The sequence below is a fragment of the Prescottella agglutinans genome (assembly GCF_004011865.1).
Taxonomy (GTDB): Bacteria; Actinomycetota; Actinomycetes; order Mycobacteriales; family Mycobacteriaceae; genus Prescottella; species Prescottella agglutinans.
In genome coordinates, this window is record NZ_RKLP01000003.1 from 230,818 (window position 1) to 247,168 (window position 16,351).

Genomic DNA, 16,351 nt, shown 5'->3' on the forward strand with positions numbered 1-16,351 from the left:
TTTCCGGATCCGGCTGCATCAAACGTCCTGACACCACCAGAGATGGGGGAGCGGCATCGGAACTCGCACCGCGAGGCCCGGGTCGCCCGGCTGTACGAGAACATACGGAGGAACAACCACGATGCGAGTGAACATCGCACCACTGGCCGCGGTCGCGGCCGCCACAGCGGTTCTGCTGACCGGATGCAGCACAGGATCCGCCGAGGAAGCCTCGCCGGCCGCCGGTGACGTCGCCCAGGTCGATGCGAGCACCCTCGACACCGGCAACTTCCCCACGACCCCACAGCCGGCGTTCTCCACCGTCGGAGACGACTTCATCGGCCGCTCGATCGAGGGCCAGCGGATGGCCGAATACGTCATCAACCCGATCGAGATCGACCCGCAGCTGACGGACCTGAAGTCGATGTCGACGTATGTCGTCAAGGACGGCAAGTCTCTGGGCAACCTGCTGCCGGACCCGATCCCGCAGGCCGCCGTGGACAACGGCATGCTCATCGGCTTCGCGTCCACCCGGTCCACCCCCGGGAAGGACAACCAGCAATCCCTGGTCAACGCAGTGTTCCGGTTCCCCGATGCCGCATCCGCGCAGAAGGCCGCGACCGACCTGCACGTCGCGACGTTGAACGGCGACAGCTACGGCACCGGCCCGGCTCAGCCCGGCAAGATCGACGTCCTGCCGAACACGCTGGTCGGCAACCGCGAGTCCAGCCTCGGACTCACCACCAACGCGTTCACCCCGTACAACGAGTACGTCCTCTACCAGTGGACGCAGACCCCGGTCACACAGAAGGACTGGGCCGCGCAGACCATCGCCAAGGTCGTCCGCGACCAGGGACCGATGATCGAGAAGTTCCCCGCGACCGCACCCGGCGACTACGCGAACATCAAGCTCGACGTCGACAACGTCCTGCGCCTGACGATCCCGACCGAGGGCAACACCGCGACGAGCCAGTTCGCCGTCTACGGCCCCCGCGGCGCCTCCCACTTCGACAGTGACCCCGCCACGCTCCTCGAGGCGTTCGAGGCGACCGGCACCACCCGCCTGGCCGTCAATGAGACCAACGTCTACCTCTCGCAGACCGAGGAAGGCTCGAAGGACCTGATGGACCGGCTGGGCCGCGCGTTCGAGACCGGCGAGGACATGACGCCGTCCACGCCGCCGGCGAACGTCCCGGGCGCCAAGTGCTGGACCGTGGACACCCCGCAGGGCGTCGGCACCAGGTGCCTCGTCCAGCACGGCCAGTACGTCGGTGAGAGCGCTGTACTCGACGGCGAGCAGCGGGCACAGCAGCTCGCCGCCGCGCAGTACCTGATCCTCACCTCGCCGAAGTAATTGATCCACACCGCTTTCGGGGACAGTCGAATGTCACGTGCGTTCAGTCGGATCGAACGCGTGTGACATTCGGCCGCCGGGCCGGGTCAGTCCTGCGTCCGCTGCGCCTTCGCCTGCGCGGCGGTGGTGGCGGGATGCACCGCGATCAGCCCCAGTCCCTCACGGCGGCGGCAGAGCGACGCCAGTTCGTCGTAGGCGGCCTTGCCGAGCAGTTCGGTCAGCTCGGGGGCGTACGACTGCCACACCGGCCTGCTGCCGACGTGAGCGTCGGGGGAGCCGGAGCAGTACCACGCGAGGTCCTCGCCGCCCTCGCCCCAGCCGCGGCGGTCGTACTCGGTGATCGTCGTCTCGAGGATCTGCTCGCCGTCGGGGCGGTCCACCCACTCCTGGGTGCGGCGGATCGGCAACTGCCAGCACACGTCGGGCTTGACCTCGAGCGGCTCGATGCCCTTGCGCAGCGCCATCTTGTGCAGCGCGCAGCCGATGCCGCCCTCGAAGCCCGGACGGTTCAGGAAGATGCAGGCGCCCTTGTACCTGCGGGTGCGCAGCGCCGGCTCGTCCTCGAGGTCGTCCTCCTCGACGTACCCCTTCTTCCCGAGACCCTTCTCCATGAACTGCCAGTCCTCGGGTGTGAGCATCCTCACCGAGGCGTCGAGCTTCTCGCGGTCCTCCTCGTCGGAGAGGAACGCGCCGTGCGAGCAGCAGCCGTCGTCGGGGCGACCGGCCACCGTGCCCTGGCACGCGGGCGTGCCGAACACACAGGTCCAGCGCGAAAGGAGCCAGGTCATGTCGGCTTTGATGGTGTGTTCGGAGTTCTCGGGGTCGACGAACTGGACCCACTCGCGCGGGAAGTCGAGATCCACTTCCGGCGTGGGCGCGATCTTGTGGGAGCCGCCGGTGCTGCCTGCTGTCACAGTGCCCGACGGTAGACCCAGTACCGTAGCCGTGTGCGCCTTGGGGTACTCGACGTCGGAAGCAACACCGTCCATCTGCTCGTGGTGGACGCCCATCGTGGTGGGCACCCCACGCCGATGAGTTCGACGAAAGCGACGCTCCGGCTGGCCGAGAACACCGACGACAAGGGCGACATCACGCCCCTGGGTGCCGGCCGCCTGGTCGCGACCGTGCAGGACTTCGCCGGGATCGCGCAGTCGTCCGGCTGCGGTGAGCTGATGGCGTTCGCGACGTCCGCGGTGCGCGACGCCAACAACTCCGAGGCCGTGCTGTCGAGGGTGCGCGCCGAGACGGGCGTGAACCTCGAGGTGCTGTCCGGTGTCGACGAGGCCCGGCTGACCTTCCTCGCGGTGCGGCGCTGGTACGGCTGGAGCGCCGGCCGCATCCTCAACCTCGACATCGGCGGTGGCTCGCTGGAGCTGACGTGCGGCGGCGACGAGGACCCGGACGTCGCGTTCTCGCTGCAGCTGGGCGCCGGACGCCTCACGCGCGACTGGCTGCAGGAGGACCCGCCCGGTAAGCGTCGCGTCGCGGTGCTGCGGGACTGGCTCGACGCCGAGCTGGTCGCGCCGGCGAAGCAACTGCGCGCCTCGGGCGAGGCGGACCTGCACGTCGGCACCTCCAAGACCTTCCGTTCGCTGGCCCGGCTGACCGGCGCCGCACCGTCCGCCGCAGGTCCGCGCGTCAAACGGAACCTCACGGCGAGCGGTCTGCGGCAGCTCATCGCGTTCATCTCGCGGATGACTGCGTCGGACCGTGCAGAATTGGAGGGCGTGAGCTCCGACCGCTCTCAGCAGATCGTGGCCGGTGCTCTCGTTGCGGAGGCCAGCATGCGCGCGCTGGGGATCGACACGCTCGAGATTTGCCCGTGGGCACTGCGTGAAGGTCTGATTCTTCGCAAGCTCGATACGGACATGGGTGGAGAACTGGTGGTGAGCGCTCGATGACTGAGCCCGAAGGTGACGGCCAAGCAATCTCGGTTGCGGAGCTGTTGGCCCGCAACGGCCAGCGTGTCGGCTCCGGTGCCGGTGGCCGACGACGCCGCGGCGTCAAGGGCGGCATCTCCGTCGCCGAACTGACCGGAGAGTTCCCGGCCGTCCGGAACGGGCGTGCAGCCGCCGCCGGTTCCGACGACGCGGCCGACACGCCGCCGCCGGCTCCGGCTCCGGCTCCGCGGGCCGCCGCTCCGGCTCCGCAGGCCCCGGCAGCCCAGGCGGCTCCGCAGGCCCCGGCATCCCCGCCTGTGACGGCCCGGACCCAGGCCGTCCAGGGTCAGGCCGCGCCGAACGATCCCGCTCCGCGCAGGGCCGCCGAGACCAAGGTCGTCCAGAACAACGTCGGCCCGGCCACGGTCGGCCAGGTCCGGCCCGGCGTCGCGGCCGCGCCGGCGGCGAAGCCCGCCGTGAAGGCCCAGCCCCAGACGCTCGCCCAGCCGGCGCAGAAGCCGGCGGTCCGACCTGCTGCCGCCGACGCACCGACCGTCATCGCCCCCGCGGTGAAGGCCGATGCGCCGAAGCGCCCCGAGCCGGTCGACACCGGCTGGCGGTCGGTGCCGCCGCCCAACTCGACGACCACGACCACCGTCATCGACCCGGTTCCCCCGCTCCCGCGTAACGGTGAGCCCGAGCCGCGCATGCTGTCCGGGCAGTCCGTGGCGGGCGACCTGCTGCGCCAGGGCGGCGCCCGGCCCGACGCCAAGCCGGCCGACGCCAAGCCCGCCAACGGCAAGCCCGCCAACGGCAAGCCGGCCAACGGCAAGCCCGCCGACACCGAACCCGCAGACGACCCGGTCGACACGGACGTCGACGACGCCGAGAACGACGACTTCGACGAACTCGACGAACTCGAAACCGGGCCCAGCGGTGCCAAGCAGTGGGCCGTCCTGCTCGGTCAGGGTGCGGTCGCGCTCATCGCCGGCGCGCTGATGTTCAAGGGCTTCGAGAAGCTGTGGGACATGCTGCCGATGGTCGCGCTCGTCCTCGCGGTCCTCGTGATCGTCGGACTCGTCGCGATGGTGCGGATCCTGCGGCGCACCGACGACGTCACCAGCCTGGTGATCGCTCTGGTCGCCGGCGTCTTCGTCACGCTCGGTCCGCTGGCCTTCCTACTCAGCACGAGCTGACCGGTCGCCGGCGGAGGGAAGGGTCGTGGGGAGCGCGAGCATGCCGGATCGGAAGATCCTCGTCGGACTGTCCACGGCCTCCGTCTATCCGGAGAACACCGAGGCTGCGTTCCGGTATGCGGCCGAGGTCGGCTACGACGGCGTCGAGCTGATGGTGTGGGCCGAGTCGGTGAGCCAGGACATCTCTGCGGTCAAGCGTCTGATCCGCAAGTACGCGGTGCCGGTGCAGGCCGTGCACGTGCCGTGCCTGCTGATCTCGCAGCGCGTGTGGGGCTCCGACCCCGTCGCGAAGCTGGATCGGTCGGTCGAGGCCGCCGAGGCGCTCGGGGCGTCGAACGTCGTGGTCCATCCGCCGTTCCGCTGGCAGCGTCGATACGCCGACGGGTTCGCAGACCAGGTGGCCGAGCTCGAGGAGAAGACCGGCGCCGTGGTCGCGGTCGAGAACATGTTCCCGATGCGCGCCGACAGCTTCTTCGGCGGACGGGAGCGGACGGCCGAGCGGCTGCGCCGCCGCGGCGGCCCGGGCGCGGCGCTGTCGGCGTTCAGCCCGTCGTACGACCCGACCGACTCCGGACACCGGCACTACACGCTGGACCTGTCGCACACCGCGACCGCCGGGATGGACGCGCTCGATCTGGCGCGCCGGATGGGCAGCGGGCTCTCGCACCTGCACCTCGCCGACGGACGCGGCGCCTCGGTCGACGAACACCTCATCCCCGGGCACGGCACGCAGCCGTGCGTCGAGGTGTGCCGCCATCTGGTCGACAGCGGGTTCGCCGGCCAGGTCGTCGTCGAGATCAACACGCAGAACGCGCGGACCCGGCCCGAACGGGCGTCGATGCTGGGCCAGGCGCTGAGCTTCGCGCGCGAGAACCTGCGCTGAGACCCGCAGCACCGGGCACTACAACGCGGCGACGCCCGCGCTGATCACCGTGATCCCGGAGATCACGAGCCCGGCCACGAGGCACGCGGCCCCGACCCAGATCGACGCGAGCATCGGCCCGGGCTTCACGGGATCGCGGCCCAGGACGGACAGGAAGAACCCGGCCGGGACGAAGATCGCCGCGACCAGTACCGCGATCGCGCCGGCCGCCGCCCACCCTGGGCTGGCGTCGACGACCGCGGTGAGGGTGGCGAGCAGGATGCCGAGCGTGACGAGCACCCCCGCGTGCGCGTGTCCGGCGCGGAAGAAGCTCTTCTGCAGGTCGTTGGCGCCCTGGTGGCCGGTGAGGATGCGGAGCAGGAACGCGCCGCCGGACGCGATCCCGACCACGGTGAGCACGGTGACGCCGACGACGATGGTGAGTACGGGATCCATGGTGAGCTCCTCGGTGCGGTAGGCTCGAACCCGACATTGGATAGTTCCACTATCCAATAGGAAATTCCATCGTCGACCCGATGCGGTCGGGTGTCAAGCAGGGGAGGGTCGAGGTGCGGGTGTCCGAACTGGTCGCCGTCAGCGGCGTGCCCCTCGCGACCGTCAAGTACTACCTGCGCGAGGGTCTGCTCATGCCCGGCGCGGCGAGCAGTGCCACGCAGGCCGAGTACGGCGAGCAGCACGTGCGGCGTCTCGCGCTCATCAAGGCCCTCGCCGGGGTGGGGCTGCCGCTCGGCAAGATTCGCACGATCGTCGGGCTCGTCGACCATCCCGCCGACACCGTCTTCGACACCCTGGGTCGCGCGCTGGCCGCGCTGCCGCCGTATCCCGCCCACGCCGACGGTGAAACCGGCGACTACCCGCGGGCGCGCGCGGTGCTGGAGCGCCTCGGGCAGGTGTACGAACCGTCGTATCCCGTTGTCGCGCAACTGGAGCGCGCCCTGGCCGCCGCGGAGGACGTCGGCATCCCGATGACCGACGAGCGCCTCGAGGTGTACGCGCGTCACATCCGTGGCATCGCCGAGATCGACCTCGAACTGATGCCCACCGATTCCGTCGAGTCCGCCGTCGAGTACGCGGTGCTCGGCACCGCGATCTACGAACCCGTGCTCGCGGCGCTGCGCCGGCTGGCGCACCAGGACATCGGCGCCGCGGCCTTTGCCGGACGCGCCTTCGGCGACTTCGCCACCCCCGACAGACAGGACCAGTCGTGACTCTTCACCCGTTCCGGGACCTCACCGCCGTCACCCCGCACGGTGGCGGCAGGTACGCCGCCCACATCGACCCGATCTGGACGATCGGCCCCAAGGTGCACGGCGGCTGCATGATGGCCGTCTGCGCCGCCGCGGCCCGGCGGGAACTGGCCGACACCGCGCTCCCGGACCTGCCCGTGGATCCGGCCGTCCAACCGCTCGCCGTCTCCGCCAACTACCTCGCCGCGCCGGACCCCGGAGAGGTCGAGGTCGTCGCGACCGTCCGCAAGCGCGGACGTCAGGTCTCGCTGGTCGACGTCGAGCTGTCCCAGAACGGCCGGCCCGCCGTGCACGCCGCGGTCACGCTGGGTGTGCCCGATGCGGGGGAGCCGCACTACACCGGGGAGCAGGCGCTCGCGGGGCTGCCCGCCGAGCCGCCGGCCGAGGCGCAGGCGCTGGCCGCCGACCATCCGATGGCGCAGATCGTGCACGTGGCACAGGGCTGCGACCTGAGCGTCGACGGGTCGTCGGCGCACTTCCTGCGCGGGCAACAGGGCGAGCCGCAGGTGCGGATGTGGGCCCGGCCGTGGGCGGCCGACGAGCAGGACCCGGCGACCGCGGCGCTGTTCGCGATCATGACCGGTGACATCTGCGCACCCGTGACGATGAACCGCGGCATCTTCGGTTGGGCGCCCACCGTCCAGCTGACGACGTACCTGCGCCGGCAGCCCGCCCCCGGGTGGCTGCGCGTGATGGCCAGCTCGACGGTGCTCGGCGACACGTGGTTCGAGGAGGATCACACGGTCCTCGACTCCACCGGTGCGGTCGTGGTGCAGAGCCGTCAGCTCGCCATGATTCCGCGCTGACCTTCCCGGTCTCGGCGCCGCCGGGACCGGGGGAGGTCGCGATTGTCCGTCGTGGCAGGCTGGACGGCATGACGAGAATTGCGGTGATCGGTGGCGGCAAGATCGGTGAGGCCCTGATCTCTGGACTGTTGCAGGGTGGTCACGCGGTGCGGGACCTGGTCGTCGCCGAGCAGTACGAAGCTCGTGCCGAGGAACTGGCCGCGGCGTACTCGATCCGGGTCACGACCCCCGAGGACGCCGCCGAGGGCGCGGACGTCATCGTCGTCGCGGTCAAGCCCACGGACGTCGACTCGGTGCTGACGGCGCTCGGCAAGGTCGATCTCGACGGCGAGCAGGAGCAGATCCTGGTCTCGCTCGCGGCCGGTATCCCGACGTCGCGGTACGAGGTGAAGCTGCCCGCCGGGTTCCCGGTCGTCCGGGTCATGCCGAACACCCCGATGCTGGTCGGGCAGGGCGCGAGCGCCATCGCGCCGGGGCGTCACGTCAAGGCCGAGCACCTGGACCTGGTGCGCTCGATCCTCGGGACGGTGGGCACCGTCACCACGGTCCCGGAGTCGCAGATCGACGCGGTGACCGCGGTCTCCGGTTCCGGTCCCGCGTACTTCTTCCTCGCGGTCGAGGCCATGATCGATGCCGGCGTTTCGCTCGGCCTGACCCGCGCGACCGCGAGCGAACTGGTGGTGCAGACGATGGTCGGCTCCGCGGCGATGCTCGCCGAGTCGGGTGAGAGCGCTACTGCGCTGCGGGCCGCCGTCACGTCCCCTGGTGGCACCACCGCCGCCGCGGTGCGTGAACTCGAGCGCGGGGGCCTGCGGACCGCGTTCTACGACGCTCTCGCGGCCGCCCGTGACCGGTCCGCCGAACTCGGGGTGACACCCGAGTAGATCGAAATTGTCGATCTTGTTTGCAACACCCGTCGCATCAACCCCTCTGGCAACGCTAAGCTCGTGTCAGCACGTGCGTGTCTGTTCCGCCGGAGGGGAAGCCGGCGGCGCGACACGTGCCGGAGGTATGTGGACAGATGGGATCCCCGGAAAACCCGGCAAACCCGGCAAAGTCAGACAAGCCCGGTAAGCAAGACAGCCCTGGCGGCTCGAGCCTTGCCGGGACGCAGTTCCTCACCGTCGCGGAGGTAGCGACGCTGATGAGGGTTTCGAAGATGACCGTGTACCGCCTCGTTCACAGTGGTGAACTGCCCGCCGTTCGCGTCGGGCGTTCCTTCCGTGTTCATGCCAAGGCGGTCCACGACTATCTGGAGACCTCGTATTTCGACGCCGGCTGACAGGCCGGAATCGAAACGGTGAACCTCGGTTTTCGCCGAGCGGACCCGTCCCGGTACGATCGTGAGTCGTCGTACCAGCCAGCCGGTGTCGTCAGGCGCTGGGGTCGTGAGAACGGCCAGTGGCGAACGAGGCCTCAGCGCCAGAGGAAGACACAGGCGTACGTGACCGGCGTGCGCTGAACGCTATAGAAGACTGTGAGGGACACCCACCATGGGTTCAGTGATCAAGAAGCGCCGCAAGCGTATGTCGAAGAAGAAGCACCGCAAGCTGCTTCGTCGCACGCGAGTTCAGCGTCGGAAGCTCGGCAAGTAAGCCGGTAGAGGCTCTTGCACACGGATGCCCGTCACCCCTGCGGTGGCGGGCATCCGTGTGTTCGGGGTGGCATGTCCCGCCCTGTCCGGGTGACGTGTTGCCAAGGTGTAAAGCCTTGCGTCGAACCCTTGCCGGGGCTCCCGGATTGGCTAGGCTCGCCGGAGGGGCCAAAGGACGGGGGTAGCGGTGAGTCCTGACGATCGCGGTGTGCAGCCACCGAAGGTGGTGCTGGTGACGGGTGCGAGCCGGTTCCCCGGTGGGTTCCTGGTGGCGCGACTCGCGCAGGACCCCCGGGTCGAGCGGGTCGTCGCGGTCGACGCCGTCTCCCCGAGCAAGGACATGATGCGCCGCATGGGCCGCGCCGAGTTCGTCCGGGCCGACATCCGGAACCCGATCATCGGAAAAGTGATTCGCGGCGCCGAGGTCGACACCGTCGTCCACGCTGCGACGGTGGCGCAGGCACCCAAGTCCGGCAGCCGGGCGGCGATGAAGGACATGAACGTCATCGGCGCGATGCAGCTGTTCGCGGTGTGCCAGAAGGCCCCGTCGGTGCGCAAGGTGGTGCTGCGGTCGGCCTCCGCCGTTTATGGCGGCAGCCCCAAGGACCCCGCCAAGTTCACCGAGGAGATGAGCGCCCGCCGCCCGCCGCAGGGCGCCTGGGCTCGCGACTGCATCGAGATCGAGGGCTATGCCCGCGGCCTCGGGCGCCGTCGTCCCGACATCGCGGTGTCCATCCTGCGCCTGGCGCCCCTGATGGGTCCGCGACGGCACGGCTGGGTGGCGCGGTACCTGTCGTCGCCGATCGTCCCCAGCATCCTCGGCCGCGACGCACGCATGCAGTTGCTGCACGAGGAGGATGCCCTCGCCGCACTCGAGCGGGCCACGGTCGCCGGTCCCGCCGGGACGTTCAATGTCGCGGGTGACGGGGCGGTGATGATGTCGCAGGCGATCCGGCGTGCCGGACGGGTCGAGGTGCCGATGCCGTTCTCGCTGTTCCGCAGCGCCGGCCGGGCGCTGATGGGCTCGCAGATGCGGTCGTTCACCCGGGAACAGCTCGACTACTTCCACTTCGGGTGCGGCCTCGACACCACCCGCATGCGAGCCGAACTGGGCTTCGAGCCGCGGTGGACGACGCTGCAGGCGCTCGACGACTTCGTCCGTGGCACCGGCCTGACCCCGATGATCAAACCCGAATGGGTGGACCGGGCCGAATCTACGGCGCTCGCGGTCGTGGGGGCCACGACCGCGCCCCGGACCGGCAGGTGAGCCGGGAACCCGGAACACTGACATCCAGAGCACGTACATGCAGAACACGCACATGCAGAGCCGGCACATACAGCGCAGGTAGACACAAGGGCAGGTGGCGTTCGTGAACGAGGTGGCGAAGGTGATTCCCCTGCACGGCGGCGCGGGCGCCCGCCCGGCGCGTGACCGCGTGGCGAATCGACATGCGCCGTCCCCGGTGACGCGGCGGCCGCATCCCGAACCGGCGGACGAGGCGGGGAGGGCCGCGGAGCAAGCCGCGAGGGCCGCGGAGGAAGCGCCCGCGAGCGGCGCGGCGGAGGCTGCGGGCGAGCACGGGGGATCGCCGCTCGACGCGCTCCGGTCCCGCGTCGTCGGCCAGGTCACCGGTGTCGCCGGCTTCCTGCGCCGCCGCATCGCCGGCGACTACGAGGTGGACGAGTTCGGCTACGACCCGCACTTCACCGACGGCGTGTTCCTGCCGGCGCTGCGCCCGCTGTTCGAGAAGTGGTTCCGGGTCGAGGTCCGCGGCGTGGAGAACATCCCGGCACAGGGCGGCGCGCTGGTCGTGGCCAACCACGCCGGCGTCGTCCCGCTCGACGCGCTGATGACCTCGGTCGCGGTGCACGACCACCATCCCCAGCACCGGGCCCTGCGGATGCTCGCGGCCGATCTGGCGTTCGAGATGCCGGTCGTCGGCAATATCGCGCGCAAGGCCGGACACACCCTGGCGTGCCACCCGGACGCCGAGCGGCTACTGCGCGGCGGCGAGGTCGCGGCGGTGTTCCCCGAGGGCTACAAGGGCATCGGCAAGCCGTTCTCCGAGCGCTACAAGCTGCAGCGTTTCGGTCGCGGCGGGTTCGTCTCGGCGGCGATGCGCGCCGGTGCGCCGATCATCCCGTGCTCGATCGTCGGGTCGGAGGAGATCTACCCCAAGATCGGTGACATCGCGCCGCTCGCGCGCCTGCTGGACATGCCGTACTTTCCGGTGACGCCGCTGTTCCCGCACTTCGGGCCGCTCGGCCTGGTCCCGCTGCCGTCCAAGTGGTACATCGAGTTCGGCACCCCGATCGTCACCGACACCTACGACGCCGCCGAGGCGGACGACCCGATGGTGCTGTTCGAGGTCACCGACCACGTCCGCGAGACGATCCAGCAGACCCTCTACCGCTTGCTGGCGCAGCGCCGCAACGTGTTCATGGGCTGAGCCCGGCCGGGCCCGGCGGCGGCCAGCTCCGCGAGCAGGGCCCGTTCGCGCCGACGGCTGAGGATCGCGCCGACGGCGCCGCCGACCGCACCGAGCAGCAGCGCAGTCGGAATGCCGACCTTCGCGGCCTTGCGTCCGGTGCGGAAGTCGCGCACCTCCCAGCCGCGGTTCTTCGCGAGCTCGCGCAGGTCCGCGTCGGGATTGACGGCGACCGATGTGCCGACCAGGGACAACATCGGCACATCGTTGTAGCTGTCCGAGTATGCCGTGCACCGCTTGAGGTTGAGGCCCTCCCGGATCGCGAGGGTGCGCACCGCGTGGGCCTTGCCGAGGCCGTGCAGGATGTCGCCGACCAGGCGGCCGGTGAACACGCCGTCCTTGCTCTCGGCGACCGTACCCAGCGCGCCGGTCAGGCCCAGGCGCTTGGCGATCACCTGCGCCAACTCGACCGGGGTGGCCGTCACCAGCCACACCTGCTGGCCGGCGTCCAGGTGCATCTGCGCGAGCGCGCGCGTTCCGGCCCAGATCTTGTCGGCGATGACCTCGTCGTAGATCTCCTCGCCCAGCCGGGCGAGTTCCGCCGTCGAGCGTCCGGCGACGAACGACAGCGCCTTCTCCCGGCCCTCCGCGACGTCGTCGCTGTTCTCCTTGCCGGTGATCCGGAACTTGACCTGCTTCCACGCGAAGTCGACCAGGTCCGATGTCCGGAGGTACTTGCGGGCGGCGAGGCCGCGCGCGAAGTGGATGATCGACGCGCCCTGCACCATCGTGTTGTCGACGTCGAAGAACGCCGCGGCGGTGAGGTCGCGGGGAACGGCCGGTTCGGCGGGCTCGGCCGGTGGCTCCGCCACCTCGGGGGCCGTTTCGAGGGCCTCCGCCTCGGCCGCCTCGAGGGCCGCCGCTTCGAGGGCCTCCGCCTCCTGCAGCGCGAGCGCCGCGTCGGCGCTGGCCTCGCCGGCGAGATTGGCGCGCAGTTCGGCCTCGCTCGGACCCAGCAGATTCCGGATCCGGCGGCGTCCGGGGCGCAGGATCCCGGACAGCCCCATGCCGGATCTCGCGCCGTTCGGCAGTGATCGCCCAGGCACACGCACCTCCCGCGTCGCAGACACCTCTGGCTCACCCTAGCCCGAGCGCCCGGACGCATCCTGTCGGATCGATGTCGCGCTCTCGGCGTGTGATGTTCGTCTCGAAACGGAACGGTCCGGAACTCTCCCGCGCCGGCGCCGCCGAACCGCCGTCCGGGAAGTCCGCGGCCTCGAGGAACACTGGTGCTCATGGACCAGTCGCGAAACCGGATCACCCTCCTCACCCGCGCCGGCTGCGGGGCGTGCGTTCCCGCGCGCGAGCTGCTGGACGAGATCTGCCGGGAGTTCGATCTCGAACTGACCTGCATCGACGTCGACGAGGCCGCGGCTGACGACCCCGATCTGCGCGCCGAGTACGGGGACCGGCTGCCCGTCGTCCTGCTCGACGGAAAGGAGCACAGCTACTGGGAGGTCGACGAGGACCGGCTGCGCGCCGACCTCTCGGCGGGCTGATTCCGGCTCGGCGGAGGGCGGGCCGGCAGGGGAGTGGGAAGGGTCACCCCGCGTCGTCGAATCCGGTCGCTTTGCAGGTGAGAGCACGTCTGGGGGCGGTCGAGCAACTTTGTGCATGGCTTCACAAGCGGTTACCGTGGTGTGAACAAATCCCCCGGGACCTTCACGAAGGCCGGGGTACACGGCCGACCGGACGAGGAGCCATCGACGTGACCGAACAGCACCAGGCGCAGGGGTCAGTGGCCCGCGGCGTCACCGGGGCTGCTCCGTCCGCTCCGCGACGTGGACCTTCTGCGGCTGCTCAGCACCGCGACATCCCCCAGGCTACGGTGACGCGCCTCGCGACATACCTGCGGGTCCTCGGAGTGCTCGCCGACGAGGGTGCACTCATCGTCTCGAGCGAGGAACTGGCCAACGCCTCCGGTGTCGGATCGGCCAAGCTGCGCAAGGACCTGTCGTTCCTGGGCCCCAACGGTGTTCGGGGCGTCGGCTACGACGTCGCCCGGCTGCGCGCCCGCATCGAATCCGCCCTCGGCCTGGATCGTGGTCACCGTGTCGTGCTGGTGGGCATCGGCAATCTCGGTCGCGCGCTTGCCGGATACGGCGGTTTCGACCGCCGCGGCTTCTCGATGGTCGGACTCTTCGACAGGGATCCGGCCTGCGTCGGCTCCACCATCGGTGGGCTGACCGTCCGGGACGTCACCGAGCTCGCCGACTCGTGCCGGGACCTCGAGGCCACCATCGGCGTCATCGCCACGCCCGACGCCGCGGCGCAGGACGTGTGCGACCAGCTCGTGGGTGCCGGGCTGCGTTGCATCCTCAGTTTCTCGCCGCTCGCGCTGGAGATCCCCGACCATGTGGAGATGCGTCGGGTCGATCTCGCGATGGAGATGCAGGTGCTGTCGTTCAACATGGCCCGGAACACGCCTCCGGACGAGCAACGTAATCCCCAGGCCGCCGCCGCGTCCGCGGCTGTCGGCGCTTCGACCAGAAACGGATCGGTGATCAGGCCGTGAGTGTGCTTCTCGTCGGGATCTCGCACCGTAGCGCTCCCGTCTCCGTCCTCGAGCGGATCGCGGTCACGGACACCGACCGCCCGAAGCTGACGGACAAGATGCTGGGCTCGGCCCACATCTCGGAGGCGATGATCGTCTCTACGTGCAACCGCATCGAGATCTACGCCGTCGTGGACGCATTCCACGGAGCCCTCGCCGATATCGGCGACCTGCTCGCCGAGCACGCCGGACTCGACATCGCCGATCTACACAAGCACGCCTACGTCCGATACAGCGAGGCCGCGGCCGAGCACCTCTTCGCCGTCGCCAGCGGTCTGGACTCGATGGTCATCGGCGAGCAGCAGATCCTCGGCCAGATCCGCGCCGCGTACGCCGCGTCCGACGCCCAGCAGGCCGCCGGGCGCGCTCTGCACGAACTCGCGCAGCAGGCCCTGCGGGTCGGCAAGCGGGTGCACTCCGAGACCGGCATCGACGCCGCCGGCGCGTCGGTCGTGTCCGTGGCGCTCGACCGCGCCGCCGGCATCCTCGGCGATGGCGGTCTGGTCGGCCGCACCGCCGTCGTGGTCGGTGCCGGCGCGATGGGCAGCCTGTCGGTCGCGCATCTCACCCGCGCCGACATCGGACGCATCCTCGTCGTCAACCGCACCCGCGAGCGCGCCGAGCACCTTGCCGCCACCGCCGTCGGCAACGGAATCGATGCCGTCGCAGTCGGATTCGAGGATCTGTCCGACGCCATGGCGCAGTCCGACGTACTCGTCACCTGTACCGGCGCGGTCGGTTCGGTCGTCACGCTCGCCGACACCCACCGGGCCCTGGCCCGACCGGGACGCGAGCCGAACCGCCCGCTCGTGATCTGCGACCTGGGCCTGCCCCGCGACGTGGAGCCGTCCGTCGCCGGCCTGCCCGACGTGGTCGTGCTCGACATGGCTGCGCTGCAACGGGATCCGGGTGCCGGCGCCGCGGCGTCCGATGCCGACGCCGCCCGCGAGATCGTCGCCTCCGAACTTGCTCAGTACCTGGCCGCGCAGCGCCAGGCCGAGGTCACCCCGACCGTGACCGCGCTGCGCCAGCGCGCCGCCGAGGTCGTCGAGGCGGAACTGCTGCGGCTCGACTCGCGCCTGCCGGGACTGGACGACCCGCAGCGCGACGAGGTGGCCCGCACCGTGCGCCGCGTCGTCGACAAGCTTCTCCACGCACCGACGGTGCGCGTCAAACAGCTCGCCTCGGCCCCGGGCGGCGACTCGTACGCGGCCGCGCTGCGCGAGCTGTTCGAGTTGCGGCCCGGATCGGCGGAGGCCGTCGCAGCACCGATCGACCTCGGCGAATTCGCCGCCGGCACCGACGTAGCAGGAAAGGACGCGCAGGCATGAGCACGGACGCGGCATCGACAGCGACAGCCGGCCACGAATCCGACGCGCGCCCCGGCACCCGCACCCTGCGGATCGGAACCCGCGGCAGCTTGCTCGCCACGACGCAGGCCGGCCATGTGCGGGACGCGCTGATCGCGGCCGGGCACCCCGCCGAACTGGTGATCATCAAGACCAAGGGCGACGTGACCTCGGGTCCGGTGCAGCGCATCGGTGTCGGCGTGTTCGTCGCCGAACTGCGCGAGGCGCTGCTGGCCGGCGAGGTCGACGTCGCGGTGCACTCGTACAAGGATCTGCCCACCGCGCAGCCCGACGATCTGGTGATCGCCGCGGTCCCCACCCGTGAGGACCCGCGCGACGCCCTGGTCGCCCGGGACGGGCTGGTGCTCGGTGAGCTGCCGCCCGGATCGAAGATCGGCACGTCCGCGCCGCGCCGCCGCGCCCAGCTGCGCGCCCTCGGCCTGGGGCTGGAGATCGAGCCGCTGCGCGGCAACATCGACACCCGCCTGGGCAAGGTGGCGTCCGGCGAGCTCGACGCGATCGTCATCGCCCGTGCGGGGCTGTCCCGCATCGGCCGGTCCGCCGAGATCACCGAGACGCTCGAGCCGGTGCAGATGCTGCCGGCGCCGTCGCAGGGCGCGCTGGCCGTCGAGTGCCGGGCCGACAACCCGGAGCTGATCGCGGTCCTGTCCGAGCTCGACGACGCTGCGACGCGGGCCGCGGTCGTCGCGGAGCGGGCGCTGCTCGCCGAGCTGGAGGCGGGGTGCACCGCGCCGGTCGGCGCGATCGCCGAGGTCGTCGAGTCGATCGACGACGAGGGCCGTGTGTTCGAGGAACTGTCCGTGCGGGGCTGCGCCGCCGCGATCGACGGTTCCGATGTGATTCGGGCGTCCACAGTGGGGTCGCCCGAGCGTGCGGACGAGCTGGGGCGCGCGGTTGCGCGTGAACTCCTCGAGCTCGGCGCCCGAGATCTGATGACGATTGCCGAGGACGGTGATGCCGATGCTTGACCTGCTTGCCCCTCCGAGGCCCGATTTTGCT

18 protein-coding genes are annotated in these 16,351 nt (G+C 70.6%); 15 read left to right on the plus strand and 3 right to left on the minus strand.

Annotation, left to right across the window (positions count from 1 at the left end; genetic code table 11):
- Window positions 1-121 precede the first annotated feature (121 nt).
- The gene (locus EGT67_RS07950) at window positions 122-1,333 is read left to right on the plus strand and encodes a DUF7373 family lipoprotein (RefSeq protein WP_127915525.1); all 1,212 of its coding nucleotides are present in this window, start codon (window positions 122-124) and stop codon (window positions 1,331-1,333) included.
- An 86-nt stretch (window positions 1,334-1,419) separates the two neighbouring features.
- Here the strand turns inward: EGT67_RS07950 and EGT67_RS07955 are convergent, their stop codons facing one another.
- Window positions 1,420-2,214 (minus strand): DUF3109 family protein, encoded by a 795-nt coding sequence (locus EGT67_RS07955; RefSeq protein ID WP_206612324.1) that lies wholly within the window; start codon window positions 2,212-2,214, stop codon window positions 1,420-1,422.
- A gap of 66 nt (window positions 2,215-2,280) precedes the next feature.
- On the opposite strand from EGT67_RS07955, the gene EGT67_RS07960 reads away from it, so the two are divergent.
- Genes EGT67_RS07960 through EGT67_RS07970 form a run of 3 tightly spaced genes read left to right on the plus strand, consistent with a single transcriptional unit; the run spans window position 2,281 to window position 5,292 of the window.
- Complete coding sequence (locus tag EGT67_RS07960) at window positions 2,281-3,234, plus strand: Ppx/GppA family phosphatase (RefSeq protein WP_127915527.1); 954 nt, start codon at window positions 2,281-2,283, stop codon at window positions 3,232-3,234.
- Complete coding sequence (locus EGT67_RS07965; RefSeq protein WP_127915528.1) at window positions 3,231-4,409, plus strand: hypothetical protein; 1,179 nt, start codon at window positions 3,231-3,233, stop codon at window positions 4,407-4,409. Before EGT67_RS07960 ends, EGT67_RS07965 begins: the two co-directional genes overlap by 4 nt.
- Window positions 4,410-4,449: 40 nt before the next feature.
- Window positions 4,450-5,292: a sugar phosphate isomerase/epimerase family protein gene (locus EGT67_RS07970; protein ID WP_127915529.1), complete on the plus strand. Its 843-nt coding sequence runs from the start codon at window positions 4,450-4,452 to the stop codon at window positions 5,290-5,292.
- An 18-nt stretch (window positions 5,293-5,310) separates the two neighbouring features.
- On the opposite strand, the gene EGT67_RS07975 is transcribed toward EGT67_RS07970, so the two are convergent.
- Entirely contained in the window at window positions 5,311-5,727 is a 417-nt protein-coding gene (locus EGT67_RS07975) for a hypothetical protein (protein WP_127915530.1), read from the minus strand.
- Window positions 5,728-5,840: 113 nt separating this feature from the next.
- Between EGT67_RS07975 and EGT67_RS07980 the strand changes: the two genes are divergently transcribed.
- From EGT67_RS07980 to EGT67_RS08010, 7 genes are all read left to right on the plus strand, one after another.
- Window positions 5,841-6,500 carry a MerR family transcriptional regulator gene (locus EGT67_RS07980; protein ID WP_127915711.1) on the plus strand — a complete coding sequence of 220 codons (660 nt, stop codon included), beginning with the start codon at window positions 5,841-5,843 and terminating at the stop codon, window positions 6,498-6,500.
- Window positions 6,497-7,345, plus strand: coding sequence for a thioesterase family protein (locus EGT67_RS07985; protein WP_127915531.1), 849 nt, complete (start codon window positions 6,497-6,499; stop codon window positions 7,343-7,345). The genes EGT67_RS07980 and EGT67_RS07985 overlap by 4 nt, the downstream gene beginning before the upstream one ends.
- Window positions 7,346-7,413: 68 nt before the next feature.
- The gene (gene proC / locus EGT67_RS07990) at window positions 7,414-8,229 is read left to right on the plus strand and encodes a pyrroline-5-carboxylate reductase (protein WP_127915532.1); all 816 of its coding nucleotides are present in this window, start codon (window positions 7,414-7,416) and stop codon (window positions 8,227-8,229) included.
- 137 nt (window positions 8,230-8,366) lie between these two features.
- Entirely contained in the window at window positions 8,367-8,627 is a 261-nt protein-coding gene (locus EGT67_RS07995; protein ID WP_127915533.1) for a helix-turn-helix domain-containing protein, read from the plus strand.
- A gap of 211 nt (window positions 8,628-8,838) precedes the next feature.
- On the plus strand, window positions 8,839-8,940 hold the full coding sequence (locus tag EGT67_RS08000) for a 30S ribosomal protein bS22 (protein ID WP_003402602.1): 102 nt from the start codon (window positions 8,839-8,841) through the stop codon (window positions 8,938-8,940).
- 207 nt (window positions 8,941-9,147) lie between these two features.
- The gene (locus EGT67_RS08005) at window positions 9,148-10,206 is read left to right on the plus strand and encodes an NAD-dependent epimerase/dehydratase family protein (RefSeq protein WP_421958104.1); all 1,059 of its coding nucleotides are present in this window, start codon (window positions 9,148-9,150) and stop codon (window positions 10,204-10,206) included.
- A gap of 103 nt (window positions 10,207-10,309) precedes the next feature.
- A complete protein-coding gene (locus EGT67_RS08010; protein ID WP_127915534.1) occupies window positions 10,310-11,389 on the plus strand; it encodes a lysophospholipid acyltransferase family protein in 1,080 nt (359 codons plus the stop codon).
- On the opposite strand, the gene EGT67_RS08015 is transcribed toward EGT67_RS08010, so the two are convergent.
- Window positions 11,347-12,474, minus strand: coding sequence for an HAD family hydrolase (locus EGT67_RS08015; protein WP_127915535.1), 1,128 nt, complete (start codon window positions 12,472-12,474; stop codon window positions 11,347-11,349). The genes EGT67_RS08010 and EGT67_RS08015 overlap by 43 nt on opposite strands.
- 189 nt (window positions 12,475-12,663) lie before the next feature.
- Between EGT67_RS08015 and EGT67_RS08020 the strand changes: the two genes are divergently transcribed.
- From EGT67_RS08020 to hemC, 4 genes are all read left to right on the plus strand, one after another.
- Window positions 12,664-12,927, plus strand: coding sequence for a glutaredoxin family protein (locus EGT67_RS08020; protein WP_127915536.1), 264 nt, complete (start codon window positions 12,664-12,666; stop codon window positions 12,925-12,927).
- 209 nt (window positions 12,928-13,136) lie between these two features.
- Window positions 13,137-13,943 carry a redox-sensing transcriptional repressor Rex gene (locus EGT67_RS08025; RefSeq protein WP_206612314.1) on the plus strand — a complete coding sequence of 269 codons (807 nt, stop codon included), beginning with the start codon at window positions 13,137-13,139 and terminating at the stop codon, window positions 13,941-13,943.
- A complete protein-coding gene (locus tag EGT67_RS08030) occupies window positions 13,940-15,313 on the plus strand; it encodes a glutamyl-tRNA reductase (protein ID WP_127915537.1) in 1,374 nt (457 codons plus the stop codon). The genes EGT67_RS08025 and EGT67_RS08030 overlap by 4 nt, the downstream gene beginning before the upstream one ends.
- Window positions 15,310-16,320, plus strand: a complete 1,011-nt coding sequence (gene hemC / locus EGT67_RS08035; RefSeq protein WP_127915538.1) for a hydroxymethylbilane synthase — start codon at window positions 15,310-15,312, stop codon at window positions 16,318-16,320. The genes EGT67_RS08030 and hemC overlap by 4 nt, the downstream gene beginning before the upstream one ends.
- Window positions 16,321-16,351: the final 31 nt, after the last annotated feature.